12 protein-coding genes are annotated in these 14,629 nt (G+C 29.7%); 11 read left to right on the top strand and 1 reads right to left on the bottom strand.

All coding sequences use genetic code 11. The features are described 5' to 3' along the window. The first annotated feature begins 131 nt into the window (after window positions 1-131). Window positions 132-3,947, top strand: coding sequence for an LGFP repeat-containing protein (locus HMPREF9943_RS08975; protein WP_004804189.1), 3,816 nt, complete (start codon window positions 132-134; stop codon window positions 3,945-3,947). Window positions 3,948-4,259: 312 nt separating this feature from the next. Here HMPREF9943_RS08975 and HMPREF9943_RS08970 read toward each other — a convergent pair whose 3' ends face one another. Continuing rightward, window positions 4,260-4,700 (bottom strand): LURP-one-related family protein, encoded by a 441-nt coding sequence (locus HMPREF9943_RS08970; RefSeq protein WP_004804188.1) that lies wholly within the window; start codon window positions 4,698-4,700, stop codon window positions 4,260-4,262. A 77-nt stretch (window positions 4,701-4,777) separates the two neighbouring features. On the opposite strand from HMPREF9943_RS08970, the gene dusB reads away from it, so the two are divergent. From dusB to cas2, 10 genes are all read left to right on the top strand, one after another. Beyond that, a complete protein-coding gene (gene dusB, locus HMPREF9943_RS08965; protein WP_040402867.1) occupies window positions 4,778-5,767 on the top strand; it encodes a tRNA dihydrouridine synthase DusB in 990 nt (329 codons plus the stop codon). A gap of 192 nt (window positions 5,768-5,959) precedes the next feature. After that, the gene (gene cas6, locus HMPREF9943_RS08960) at window positions 5,960-6,700 is read left to right on the top strand and encodes a CRISPR-associated endoribonuclease Cas6 (protein ID WP_004804184.1); all 741 of its coding nucleotides are present in this window, start codon (window positions 5,960-5,962) and stop codon (window positions 6,698-6,700) included. Beyond that, entirely contained in the window at window positions 6,690-6,860 is a 171-nt protein-coding gene (locus HMPREF9943_RS10110; protein ID WP_004804183.1) for a hypothetical protein, read from the top strand. Before cas6 ends, HMPREF9943_RS10110 begins: the two co-directional genes overlap by 11 nt. Beyond that, window positions 6,791-8,149, top strand: a complete 1,359-nt coding sequence (gene cas8a1 / locus HMPREF9943_RS08955) for a type I CRISPR-associated protein Cas8a1/Csx8 (protein ID WP_081602253.1) — start codon at window positions 6,791-6,793, stop codon at window positions 8,147-8,149. The genes HMPREF9943_RS10110 and cas8a1 overlap by 70 nt, the downstream gene beginning before the upstream one ends. 1 nt (window position 8,150) lies before the next feature. Then, a complete protein-coding gene (gene cas7i / locus HMPREF9943_RS08950; protein WP_004804179.1) occupies window positions 8,151-9,044 on the top strand; it encodes a type I-B CRISPR-associated protein Cas7/Cst2/DevR in 894 nt (297 codons plus the stop codon). Next, entirely contained in the window at window positions 9,025-10,128 is a 1,104-nt protein-coding gene (gene cas5, locus HMPREF9943_RS08945; protein ID WP_004804177.1) for a CRISPR-associated protein Cas5, read from the top strand. The genes cas7i and cas5 overlap by 20 nt, the downstream gene beginning before the upstream one ends. An 8-nt stretch (window positions 10,129-10,136) precedes the next feature. Further along, a complete protein-coding gene (locus HMPREF9943_RS08940) occupies window positions 10,137-12,446 on the top strand; it encodes a CRISPR-associated helicase/endonuclease Cas3 (RefSeq protein ID WP_004804175.1) in 2,310 nt (769 codons plus the stop codon). Next, window positions 12,440-12,937, top strand: a complete 498-nt coding sequence (gene cas4, locus HMPREF9943_RS08935; RefSeq protein ID WP_004804172.1) for a CRISPR-associated protein Cas4 — start codon at window positions 12,440-12,442, stop codon at window positions 12,935-12,937. Before HMPREF9943_RS08940 ends, cas4 begins: the two co-directional genes overlap by 7 nt. A 15-nt stretch (window positions 12,938-12,952) precedes the next feature. Continuing rightward, on the top strand, window positions 12,953-13,945 hold the full coding sequence (gene cas1b / locus HMPREF9943_RS08930) for a type I-B CRISPR-associated endonuclease Cas1b (RefSeq protein WP_004804170.1): 993 nt from the start codon (window positions 12,953-12,955) through the stop codon (window positions 13,943-13,945). A gap of 1 nt (window position 13,946) precedes the next feature. Next, the gene (cas2, locus tag HMPREF9943_RS08925; protein WP_026624967.1) at window positions 13,947-14,222 is read left to right on the top strand and encodes a CRISPR-associated endonuclease Cas2; all 276 of its coding nucleotides are present in this window, start codon (window positions 13,947-13,949) and stop codon (window positions 14,220-14,222) included. The last annotated feature ends 407 nt before the right edge of the window (window positions 14,223-14,629 follow it).

Raw genomic sequence — 14,629 nt, 5'->3', positions numbered from 1 at the left:
AGATACAAAAGATATAATATATCTGTTTGTTTTGTTTACCTTATTGTTTATAGAGTTATTTTGTATTGTTAGTGGTCTGTGATATTTCATATTCCATACATGTCCTCATTAATATCGGAGGGAGGATGCGTATGTTTATAGGTAATAGGAAAACAAAGGAACTTCATACACTTGCTTGTACTCAGGGAAAACGAATGTATGAAAAGAACAAGAGAATATTTCATTCGATTTCAGATGCTTTAAATTGCGGATATAATGGCTGTGCATATTGCTTGCCTGATTATGATGAATCTCGTCTGAAGAAAGGGGATACCGTTACTCAGAATGAAATATCTGAAATGGAACATATACCGGGGGTAACAAGTACTTATCAAATTAAGTATAAGAAATTTAAAAAGAAGCAAAAACTTGAGATTGTACCTAAAAAACTTTATTTTTCAGAGAAAAAAATGCAGGAGCAAATAGAACGAGGAATTTTTTTTGCGGATGCTGTTGAATGTGTAGATAAATTGGGAGAAGCAAAGAATCTTCTTGCATTAAAAGATCCGAATGCGAAGCTTGACATTCCACTTTCAGATAATATCTATCCGGAATTTACGGCAACTATAAGATTTAAGATATCATCAGCTAATGATCAGAATAGGCAGATGTCTTTAATGCAGGGAGCTGCCGGAATTCCGATAGATCTCTTTTTGTCAATCGAAAGAACTCGAATCTTTCCAGTAATTCAGTTTGATTTATGTGCAGGAAGCATTGTACGCGAGTTGGAAGAAGTATCACTAAAAACTGATGTCTGGTATACTCTTTCCGTGATTTATACAGGCAGTGAGCTGGATGTTATCATGAATAACTCTACACACATAATGCGATATATTTTGCCAAAAAACGATGCAATGCATATGCGAAAAACAAGGAATGTGATAATTGGAAATGGAGGAAAAGAACAAATTGCTCCATTTGAAGGATATTTAGAAGATGTTGAATTTAATAGTACGATTTCAAAGGAGCATATAAATATTATTAAGTCTGCTATTGATAATGGAACTGATGAAATAGAAAAGAAATATAGAGATATTTATGATAGAAGTTTCTCAAAAGAATTAATATCATCTGGAGAAATAAAACCCAATGGACGATATTCTCATTATAAAGAAGTATCTATATACTGGACAAGGAGAATTGGAGCGTTTGCTGTTGTCAGTAAGCCTATTTTGAAGAGATATCAAGAGCTTGGTGGACCGGCAGGAAAACTCGGGTATCCTATTAAAGATGGCTCACTTAATAAACAGATTTTTGAGTATGGTGCGATTTACTATGACGAACAAACTGGTGCTCATGAATTATCAGGCGATGTTCTCAGGAAATATATATCTGTTGAAGAAACAGCTATTGGATACCCTTTGTACGATAAAGAGGAATTAAATAATGGTTTCTATCGTGCTCGTTTTCTTACGCATTCTCAAAATGGATCAGAATATTCAGATATGTATTATTCCGAGGAAACGAATGTAGTTTTGATTAGAGGTGGTACATTTAAAGATAATATTGATAGAAATCTTAGTATATATGGATATCCGGTATCTGAGCTAAGATTTCTTGGAAAGGAGAATTGTACGGATTCATCCCAATCTATAGATTATTGTATTCACTATGTAATGTCCTTTCAAAACGGAGACCTATATTGTACATTTTCCTGTGAACAGAATACTAACATTGTTACTTATACACCTCTTTCAGCACTTTATAAAGCTATTTTCCTGCCAGCAGAATTTGCACGGGAATACAATGTAAAAGGCGGATATAAAAAATGTGGCATGCCAACAAACTTTTCAGCAGATAAACAGTATTGTGACTGCAAGAATGGAACATTATTAAAATATAATGGAACATATTATTTTTTAAGCAGAATATCACTTCATTTAGTTGATGCAATATCATATAAAATTGATGATGGCTGGGAATTTTTCCCTTTCAAAAAAGATTACAATGCAGAATTATCATTTAGGCTGACACTTTCAACTAGCGGATATCGTCAAAGGTTTGGAAGTGAGGACTGTGAAAATAAATATTTTAGAGGAAAAAGAAAAACAAAAGATATTAGAAAAGAAGTAACTTTGGATATTACCGGAGAAACTAAAATTTATTTTCTGATAAAGTATTCCGATTATGATAGGATAAATGATGGAGAATATCTTGGAACTTTAGAAAGGACATATAGTATTGAAAATCTGTGGGGGCTGACTTTTGATAGTACTGTGAATAAGCTGGATGGGGTGTATGCCAGAACACCACTGGATCATTACGGGAAGGATGCATATCTGTGTAAGTATGATACAGTATTGACTAACTATGCCATACATGATTTAACAGAGGGTGAATATATAATAAATAAGAATACATTTCGATCAGAATGCTGGTGGAGATTTGATAATTTTAAAACCAATAAGCCACTTTCTTATCAATATGTTGCATCCGTATTCCGGGACATGGATTATGTCTGCAATTGGTGGGATGAGGTTATGAATCCGATTGACTCGATTTTTTATTACGCAGTAAGAAAATGTGCAAAACAAGGAAATTGTTTTGGAATGTGCCTTGCAGCACTATCTATAGCAAAACGTGATAATAAAACTTATACACTTCCGCTAAAAGAATATAAGGCTAATGATGAAGATTCTGAATTCTTACAATCTGATACAGAATTTACAAAGCCGATTAAGGATGTTATAAAAAGTTGCCATCTTTATGAATGGGGAGCATATTCCTTAAAAAATATGGTTAATGCAATTACAAGAGGAGACATTCGTCATCCGGCAAGAATCTTTAGAAGTGTTGAAAGACATGTGGAGAAGGATGGCTTTTCTATTATCACCTTTATGAATATTGCAAGCGGTTTTTCAGGTCATGCTGTTTTAGCATATAAGACAGAAAGAGTAAGTAATGATGATTGGCGAATTTATGTAGCGGATCCGAATTTTAGCAGTCGCAGGTCTGTGGATATAAATGGAGAAAAAGAGAAAGAATTTATAAATTGGATCAGCGTTAATCCTCGAAAAGACACTTTTCATTACTTCAAGCCAAATAAGGATGAGAATGGTTATAAAAAAGATTCAGATTATAGATCAACAGACCATCTATTTATAGATAACCCAATGGGTCTCGGTAATTGGGATGGTTTTATGTTTGAAACTCCCTACAATGTTGTTAAAGAAAGACCTCTTACACCAAGCCTATACTTTTTAAGATCATTATTTAATGGTAAACTTATATTGGCTCTTTTCAGTCTGTTTGAACCTAGAGGTGTGACTTTTCTTTTTGAATGCATTCAATCAGGTGTATCCATTATACCACTGTCATTTGTTAGCGGTAATATGGATAATAGCAGTATGTACTTAATTCTAGGCGATGAAAGATCTTATGAACTGAAATTAAAAGGAGAGGAATCAGGAAGCTTTATACAGCAAATTGAAACCTTGAATTCGTTCATTGAAATTCAATCTACTCTTCAGGCTAATGGTATATGTACCATCATATTAAATGATATTGATACTGATTATCCGGAAATTCGTATCAAATCTACAGAAAGAGAGGCTGATGTTAAAATTAAAAGAACTGAAAAAAGATATAAAAATAATTTAAGAGTGATAGATGAGGTGACTATGAAAGTAGATTGTGATTCCTTTGCGAAGTATCAGATTGACAGGGTTACCGGAAAAACCGTATTATTCCAAGGAATCAGTCAAAATATTATAGGTTTAAACAGAACTTATATAAGCAATCATATTTCAAATAACGTTTATATGCCAATTAAACCTACACATAAAAATGAAGAAATAACGTTGAAATATACAGGGGAGCATTTAAAGTCAGATATAGTAATCGAAAAGAAAGATGCACTATCAGGCAAATTATATTCAAGAATAGTAGGAGAGTTTCTAGTAAAATAAGCTTAATCCATATGTACAATATGCATAAGAAATATACTATATAATATTGATATCCTATTTCAGAGGCAGAGGATAACTAGATGAAAACTTAGTTATCCTCTTTTTATCTATTCAAATTTGAATTTTCAATAAGTAAGATTTTTAAGGACTAATGAAATACTTATACTTATATGTATTTCATTTAACGAATTTTATTATATTATTTATGGGGTTTATAAATTTATCATTAATTGCCACACTTTAATTATTCCTTATATAAACATGGAATTTATGCAATGATAATTACTGCACTTAAGAACAAAAAGGTATTGACTATCTAATAAGACTTTTAAAAGCTTCTAAAGCAATAATAAAAGCTATGACTTTATCTGAATCGGTTTGAATACATACAAAATTATGTTTAATAGAATAATCTCCTATAACATGTCCTTGATACATAATGGAATAATGATTGCTTAAAAAATCTCCTTTAATATAATATCCTAAATAATTAAAATCATATTGTGTTTTACCAAAGGAAAATATCTGACTGACGCTCCCTAGAACCTTATCATCTTCTTTAATAGTGAATTTAGGAAGATATGAAGACAAGTTATCTGATAAAGTATAAAGAAGTCGATCATTCTGTCTTATTTCAATGAAATGCCCCCAAGAAAGCTTAGTCTCAATAGTATAGCACTCTTCTTCTTTTTCATTATAGATAATGAAATGATCAGGATAATGTATTGTATGATTATGATAATAGTAGTTCATAATGACCTCCCGGTCTTATTATAACATAATATTTGCATTCATTAAGATTAACTGATAAAGTAGAACGGGTGAAAAAAATGTGGAAGATAGGGAACGTTAAAATAGAAAATCAGGTAGTGATGGCACCAATGGCCGGTATCACTAATATAGCTTTTAGAAAGTTAATTAAAGAATTTGGTGTAGGATTAACGGTTTCTGAAATGATTAGTGATAAGGCGATTATTTATAGAAATCAGAAGACTTTAGATATGCTTGAAATTGATGAAGGAGAACATCCTATAAGTCTTCAGTTATTTGGCGGAGAAGCAGCATCTATGGCAAAGGCGGCCAAATATATAGAAGAATATACATCAGCAGATATTATAGATATTAATGCTGGGTGTCCTGTTAATAAAGTATTAAAATCGGGAGCAGGAAGTGATTATTTAAGAGATCCTAAAAGAGCTTATGAGATTGTAAAAGCAGTAACTGATACAGTCAGTATACCAGTAACAGTTAAAATGAGAATAGGATTTGATACTCATTCTATTAATTGCATAGAAATGGCTAAGCTTTTTGAATCAGCTGGTGTTTCTGCACTTGCAATACATGGACGTACGAAAAGTCAGTTTTATGAAGGACAGGCAGATTGGTCTTATATTAAGCAGGTAAAAGAAAATATTTCTATACCGGTTATAGGTAATGGAGATATCAGAACACCGGAGGATGCTAAAAGAATGATTGATGAAACAGGTTGTGATGCAGTAATGATAGGAAGAGGAGCCATGGGAAATCCATGGCTGATTAAACGGACTGTAGACTATCTTCAAACAGGTATACTAGAACAAGAGCCATCGTTTGATCAAAAAATTATGATGTGTTTAGAACATACACAAAGACTTATTATAAAAGATGGTGAAAAGAATGCGATTAGACAAATGAGGGGACAGGCACCATGGTATATTAAAGGAATGCATGGTGCAGCTAAAATAAAGAATAAAATGACTCAAATGAGTACATATAAAGAATTGGAAGAAATCTTATTTTCTTATCTTCAAGAAATACATGACTATTTAGATGCACAATAATGCATCTTTTTTTAATAATAGAACTGACTTATGACAGCTTGGTATTTATAGAAATATTTGTTATAATTAATGTAATTTAATTAATCATAATCAATATATCATTATGCTGTTTATCGGAGTAAAGAATAATAATCGTTTTATTCCTATTATGATATAATATACAAATAAGAAAGAAATTTAGGAGGATAATAAATGAAGTATACCATAAAAATGCAGTTGAAAGAAGCTGTTTTTAAGAGTGATTATCGAAGGACGATTATCAGTTTTTTTAAAAAATCTATTTCATTATATCAAAATGGAATATTTTATAGTGAATTGTATAGTAATGGAGCTATTAAAAAATCTTTAGTGTGGTCAATTGGATTTAAAAATCCTCAATTTAATAAAGATATTATTAAGCTTGATGATACTACTTTTGTTATAACATTAAAAATATCAGATCCTGAAACTGCACTCATTTACTATTCTAGTTTATTAGAGATGAAGAATATCGAATTTCCTTTAAGCCTCGGAAATTCAATGCAACTTAAAAGCATCAAAATGAGTAGAGAAACAATTATAAAGGATAATTTTGCGATTTTTAAGGTTTTGTCACCAATCTGTTTAAAAAAGCATATAAATAATAGTAAAGATTGGTATGTAAGCATTGGTGATGATGATTTTGCTTGTGAATTAGAGCGGAAATTGATAGAAGATCTACCTTATCACGAAGAAAAAATTAAAAGTTTAATGTTTCATTTTGATGACTTAAGAAAAATTGTAGTGAGAGCTTATGGATTAAAAATTCCGGCAACTATAGGAACTTTTGCAGTAAAGGGTGATGCAGAAATACTTAACCATATTTTGAAAAACGGAATAGGATCAAAGAAAAATTCCGGGTTTGGATTGGTTGAAATTATTACTCAAAATGAGGTGACCTTAAATGATTTATGAAGATGATTTTGAGATAAATGGTCAGTCCTATAATCATTGTATAGAACTAACCGATTGGCGATTCTCTGCAACAGCATTAGGCATGATTAGATTTTTGATTTTTATGGTACAGAATATCATAAAGAGAAAAGAAAATTATTTTATAACTTTAAAGATATAGATTTAACGAATGATGAAATAAAAGAAAAATATTTATTGTTTGTGGAAAATTGGTTTGTTCATTTGATGCATCATTGTAAATTAGTTGATTTATATAATAAATCTCAAATATCTGAAGAAGATAAAAAAAGTATTAATGAAAAATTTACAGCTAATGGTATAATGAAGAAAGTTTTTAAAAGTGTAAAATATGGTAATCTTACTTTAGAAGACATAAAAAGAAGAATAGAGAGTAATCGTTTTGAAATAATATTAAATACTTTTATCAATTCTAAGAATGGTTATAGTAAGTTTGAACAAATTTCTTACTTCGCTAAAGAACATCAAAAAAGATGTAGACTGCTAGGATTTTATGTAGATAAAGGAAGAAAAACGAGATCTCTCGGTTTTAATTTTAATGAGCATGCAGCAGTGTCGGTAGATTATATAGAATTTGATTTTATTCCATTTGCTTTTTCCAAAGGAAAAGAAGCGATATTTGTAAATAATAATAGTTCTATAAAAAATCTTATTGAAACTAACGATAAAGTTAAAGAGTATTATGATAATATTGCTGATAAAAGTGCTTCTTGGAATACGATATTTTATACTTACTTAAAAAGCAGTAAGTTTATTAGACAAGATGTTGAGATAATATTAAAAAGAATTGACAATGATTATTATGAAACAGTGATGATAAGAAAGAAAGCAATAGAAATATTCATGAAACTTACCGATGGCAGAATTATGACTGAATGGTTAAGCAATCTAGAAAAATTGCTTAAAATTAGGATAAGGATAACTGACAATTATTATATGGATATGACAAAAATTGTAACAAAGTCAATTTTAAATGATATATTATTGGACGACACAATAGAAAGTATTTTTAAGCAGGAAAGCACAAACCGGGAAGGTAAAAGATGGGCATTTTGCATAAGTCAGCTGATCAGAATAAATATTATCTTATATAAGTATATTATGAATTTGGAGGAAAACATGGTAAATGAAAAAGGCTTAAGAGGTGCATATGCATCAGCAAAAGAAGTAACAAGTTATTTCAAGTCAAAAAAATTGACTAATAAAACAAACAGTTATAGACAGAAATTAGCGAGCTGTATTGTTGCAAAGGATTATGATCGCTTTATTGAGATTATGCTACAGCTATCATCTTACACGCAAATGAGTTTTGGTTTTTTACATGACCTAATAAAAGATTTTGAAGGGAATAAAAACCTTGCGTATGAATTTATCAACTCATTAGGTGATTATAATCAAGAAAATTCTAAAAAAAATCAGGAGGAAGAGTAGTATGAATAATAAGGCACTAACATTGACAGTAGTTGCGAATATGACTTCTAATTACGGAGAAGGATTAGGAAATATTGGGAGTATACAGAAAGTTTATCGTAATGGAAAATCTTACGCTATTAGGTCAAGAGAAAGCTTAAAAAATGCGATTATGGTTCAAAGTGGATTATATGATGATTTAAAGGTTCAAGTAGATAAATCAGTAAATCAAAAAGCAGTATCTCAGGATATAAATGCAAGCACTAATCGTGCTCTTGAAGGCGGATATATGAATACTTCTGATAATACAAAAATCAGAAAGAGTTCTTTCTATTTAACGGATGCTGTTTCCTTTCATTCATTTATTAATGAAACACGCTTTCATAATAACCTGTATCTTGCACAGGCATATGCAAAAGAAAATAAAATAAATTTACAGGATAAAGCAAAAGAGGCAGGACTTATGCCATATCAATATGAATATGATAAATCATTAAAACGATATAGTATTACTATAGACTTGGATAAGATTGGCGTTGATGAGAATTATGAACAGCAAGCTGATAAAGAGGAAAAAATATTTAGAGTACAGGCATTGCTAGACGCAGTTAAATCATTATCATTGATAGTTAAAGGTAATATGGATAATGCAGAACCAGTATTTATTGTGGGTGGTATCGGAAAGCGAAAAACACATTATTTTGAAAATGTCGTACAAATGGATAATTTAAGTCTTAAAATAGGTAATGATTTAAAGAAGAAGATTAATGAAGGCTATCATGTAGGACTGTTAGATGGATATAATTTTGAAAATGAAGAAGAGATAAAAGCTGAATTAAATCCTGTATCTATAGAGCAGTTTTTTGAAGATTTAAATAAAGAAGTGAGAGCTTATTATGAAAGCTCTGCGAATTAAATTAACACAAAATAAGGCTTCATATAGTTGTGAGGGAACGGTAAATAATAGAATGACATACCCTCTTCCTAACTATTCTACAGTTATTGGAGCTTTACATAATGCCTGTGGTTATACTGAATATCATCCTATGGAAATATCGATTCAGGGGAAATATAGTGCATTACAAAAGGAAATATATGTAAATCATGGGTTACTGAATCGAACAGAAGATGATAGGGGAATTCTTATTTGGCTGAAAGACCCTAATAGACTAAATACAGGATATATAGAAGTTGCAAAGAGTTTAAATGCGACAGGTAATAGCTTTTCTGAAGAACGAACGATAGAAGTTAAAAGCAGGGAACTGTTAGATTTATATAAACTGCTTAAAAAGAAGGGTAAAGAGTTAGAGGATTTTAACAAGAATACAATTAAATCTGCTGAAGAAAAATGGAAATTAGAGAAGAAAGAGTTAAAGAACAAACAAAAGGCATTTGAAAAGAATAGTGAGCAGTGGAATGATGTAAAAGCAATAGTTGATGAAGGAGAAAAGAAAATCAAAAAGCTTAAATCTGACTTTGAAGATAAGAAAAAGAAGGAATATGACGATCCGTATAATCATTTCAAAATTTTAGTTAAAGGCCCCCAATATCAAGAAGTATTATATGATGTAGAACTTGTGATTCATATTAAGTCAGATGAAAAAGTTCTTAATGATATAATGTATCACAAATATGATTTTGTCTCTTTAGGAAGAAGTGAAGATTTTATTGAACTAATAGAAATGGAATATTGTGAAGTAGTAGATAGCGTGAAAGAAGAGCATATGCTCCCCAATAACTATTCAATGTTTATTAATGCTGACAGAGTTAATGAGACTCAGTTTTACCAGCATTTAGAAATAGATAGGAGAGAAATAAATGCTGATGGAAGTAATGTGGATGGAACTATTTATTACATTGCAAAAGATTATTCTATAAAAGATGATGCACGTGTATTTAATAGAATTCCTTGTTTATATTCTTCAAGTTTTATGATTGATAGTGATAGTATAAATATTGGTTTTGATCAAGATGGTGGATATCTTGTGGATTTTAATTAGGTACAAATATGAAAAAAGAATTAATTCCAGATTATTATAATGATTTTTTAGCAAAGCCAGATGAATCATTATATGAGCATACATATCAATTGCTTTGTTGTTTGGATGATTTACGGTGTTATTTAAGTGATGATGAATTTGAGCTTCTTGAGTATTGTTGTGTGTATCATGATATTGGTAAAATGAATAAAAACTTTCAGCAAAGAGTTATTAGTGATGGTAGAATCAAGTTTGATAATACGAAAGAAGTTGGGCATAATATTTTGTCTTTTTTATATGTGTTCAATAACATCGATAGGATTCCTGATAGGCTTGATCATAATCTGATATTTAATATTGTTCTTAATCATCATCATTATGTTAATAACTTTCTTGAACTGACAAGAAAAGATCTGCTACAAATACAGTATACTGATACTTTTATAAATAATTCTGATTTAAATTGTAAATTGCCAAATACTCGAAAGCGAGAGAATCTAGAAAAATTATGTAATACGCCTGAGTTAAGAGAAGCTATTCTTAAAGGCTTTTTTCATAAATGTGATTATGCTGCAAGTGCTCATTTGCCCGTAGAGATTCCTAATAATAATTTATTAAAACGTCTTGATAAAAAAGGTTATATATGGAATGATATGCAATATTTTGCTAGAAAGCATACAAATAGTAATCTGATCTTAGTTGGATCAACAGGTCTTGGAAAAACAGAAGCATCATTATTGTGGCAAGGAGATAACAAAGGCTTTTATGTATTACCTGTTAGAACTGCAATAAATGCTATGTATGATAGAATCAGATGCGATTTTTATTGTGATGACTATAGAGATTATGTTGGGTTGTTACATGGTGAAACACAAAGTATTTATATTGGAGATAAAAATTTAGATGATATGACTTCATTCTGGGATTACTATGAGAAAACAAGGAATAAAGCATATCCTTTAACAATTTGTACACCGGATCAAATATTTAGGTTTGTATTTAAATTCCCCGGATATGAAACAGATTTGGCAACATTTAGTTATTCTAAGATTATAATGGATGAAATACAAGCATATTCTCCGGATATACTTGCCGCAATTATTTATGGTTTGCAAGTGATAAATGATGCTGGAGGAAAATTTGCAATTACTACTGCAACTTTAGCACCAATAATTAGAGATTGGCTAAATATAGGGCTTGATAATGAAGGGAATAAAATTAAGAAAGAAATCACAATAGAGGAAAAACAATTTCTTAATGAAAGAATTCGACATAAAGTAAAAGTGTGTGATAATTATTTAAATGCAGAGGATATAATTGGTTTTTATTACAAAAATGAATTTGCTGATAGCCTTAAAATATTAATTGTTGTGAATACAGTAACTAAGGCTCAAAAAATATATTCACAGATTATATCTGAAATAGATAAGGATCAGGTAAAAATGCTTCATTCAAAGTTTACGGTTAAAGATCGTAAAAAACTTGAAAAAGAAATTTCAAAAGATGGAGATAGTGGATTAAAAAAGCATATTATATGGATTGCAACTCAGGTAGTGGAAGCCAGTTTGGATATAGATTTTGATTTTTTATTTACTGAATTTTCTGACTTGAGCGGATTGTTTCAAAGAATGGGTAGATGCAATAGAAAAGGGTTAAAATACGCAAAAGACTACAATATTTATGTCTATGAAAAGATTGAGCCAAGTCTTTTATGTAAAAAGAAAGCTTGCTTAGGAACAAGAAGAAATGGTTTTATTTATAATTCATTATATAGCCTAGGAATAGAAGCATTACATAATTGGAAAGAAAACAGCAAAGACTTCGATATGAGTGAAAATGATAAAGTATTTATGATAAATGAATTTTATACTACAGAAAGAATTAGAGATATAGAAAAAGGGATATTATATGCTTCATATATAAATGATTATAATGAGCGATACAAACGTCTTGCAAATATAACACCAATGGACTTAGAAAATAGTGAATTCCAGGAAAAGTTTAGAAATATATTGTCAGTTAGTGCAATACCTAATGAAATGTATTGCGAAAAATATGAATTTTTTAAGGAGATAATTGATGAAATCAAAGCGATTCATAGTAAGTTAAGATTATCTGATAGTAAAAAGGAGAAATCTATGTTAAGACTTAAACTCATAGAATTAAAGGATCAAATTATAGATTTTACTTTACCTGTTGAAGCCTATAAAGTAGATGGAAACTTATTTATTTTAAACGGTAAAGAAAAAATCAAAGTAACAAAAAATGATTATGGGTACAATAGTGATATTGGTTTTTATTGTAAGAAAGGTATGGAGGAAGAAGCAATATTTTGGTAGAAGATAAGATTACTGGATTAATGATTTATTATTATTTTGTTTGTAAGAAGAAACTATGGCTTTCTATTAATGGAATATCAATGGAATCAGAAAATGAAAATGTTCAGATAGGAAAGACTTTAGACGAGATGACATATTCTCATGAGCGTAAACATATTTCTATTAATAATGAAATAAATTTGGATTTCGTAAAGAGGTCAGGGATTATACATGAAATAAAAAAGAGTAGAAAGATAGAAGATGCATCCATATGGCAAGTAAAATACTATCTCTATTATTTAAAGAAAAAAGGTGTTAATGGAATAACTGCTAAGATAGATTATCCTCTATTGAAAAAGAATATAGAAATTATTCTTTCTGAGGAGGATGAAATGAAACTTGATGATGTTATTGGAAATATAAAAAAGATCTTAAATGAAGAACTGTCTCCTAGTATTAAGAAAAGCAAAAAATGCTTAATTTGTGCATATTATGATCTTTGCTTTATTTAAAGGATGGAAAAGTGTATGAAGAATAGTTTATATATTTACCAGAGTGGTGAGTTAAAAAGAAATGATAATACTTTGCTATTCATAAATGATGAAGGAGTAAAGAGAGCAATTCCCATTAATAATATTTCAGAGATTTATTTGTTTGGGGAGAATATTATTAATTCAAAGCTTGTAAATTTTCTTTCCCAAAATGATGTTTTATTACATTTTTTCAATTATTATAGCTATTATACTGCAAGCTTAATTCCAAGAAAATCAAAAATTTCAGGAAAATTATTGGTAAAGCAAGTTTCTTATTACTCGAACAATACAAAACGTATGAAAATAGCAAAGCAATTTGTTAGTTCGGCAGCTAACAATATTTATAGAAATTTAAGGTATTATAATGGACGTGGTAAAGATGTTTCTGTAGAAATGAAAGAAGTACAGAAATTAATTAAACAAATTGATGCATGTAAAGAAATACATCAACTAATGGGTGTTGAAGGTAATATACATAAAATTTATTATAAAGCGTGGAATGTGCTTATTGATCAGGAAATAGATTTTATTAAAAGGGTAAAACGACCTCCTGATAATATGATTAATACATTAATATCATTTATAAATAGTTTGGTTTATACTACTGTATTAAGTGAGATATATAAAACTCAGTTAGATCCAACGATTAGTTATCTGCATGAACCTGGTACTAGCAGGTTTTCATTAAGTCTTGATATTTCTGAGATATTCAAACCTTTAATAGCTGATCGTTTGATTTTTTCTCTATTGAATAGAAATCAAATTCAAGAAAAACATTTTACACAAGGTTTAGAATACTTACATTTAGAAGAAAAAGGCTCAAAAATAGTTCTTTCTGAATTTGATAAGAAACTTAAACAAACAATACATCATCGTGATTTAGATAAGGATGTTAGTTACAGATATTTAATAAGATTAGAGTGTTATAAACTGATAAAACATTTATATGGAGAAAAGGAATACGAGTCATTCGTTATATGGTGGTAATATGTATGCTATTTTAGTTTATGATATTGCTAAGGAAGATATGGGAAGAAAACGTTGGAATAATGTTTTTAAATTATGTAAGCAGTATCTTGTACATGTACAAAATTCTGTTTTTGAAGGAGAGATAACGAAGGCAAACCTATTTAAGTTGGAAAAAGAGATTGAAAATGAGATTGACAACGAATTAGATTCTGTTATTATCTTTAAGAGCAGACATGAAAGGTGGCTAGATAAGGAAATATTGGGGAAAGAGATTGATGATCCGTTATTTATATAATTGTCGACTATAGATGTCATATAAAAGATGGAGATTAGACAAATGTTGAAATTAAAGGCAAAAAATGAGATTATAATTGTATAAAAGAATATTTTTCAAAGTAAAATAGTGCTAAAATTTGATATCGACAAAACAAGGTGATAAAAGTATTGAAATTGTTGAGTTATAGAGGTAACGCATATAGAATATAACCAAAGTGGAATGTAAATTCCTTCAGTTAAGAGCATAGAATTGCATAAGACATTATATAGAATATAACCAAAGTGGAATGTAAATTAATTCTCTTGACATTCTCTAACTCTAGAGAATTGAATATAGAATATAACCAAAGTGGAATGTAAATAATTCCTTTATCAGGAAATACAAGATAATGAAACTCATATAGAATATAACCAAAGTGGAATGTA

It is taken from the genome of Eggerthia catenaformis OT 569 = DSM 20559 (genome assembly GCF_000340375.1).
Lineage (GTDB): Bacteria > Bacillota_I > Bacilli_A > Erysipelotrichales > Coprobacillaceae > Eggerthia > Eggerthia catenaformis.
The sequence above is the reverse complement of the archived record's forward strand: the minus strand, read 5'-3'. Positions and strand labels throughout refer to the sequence as shown.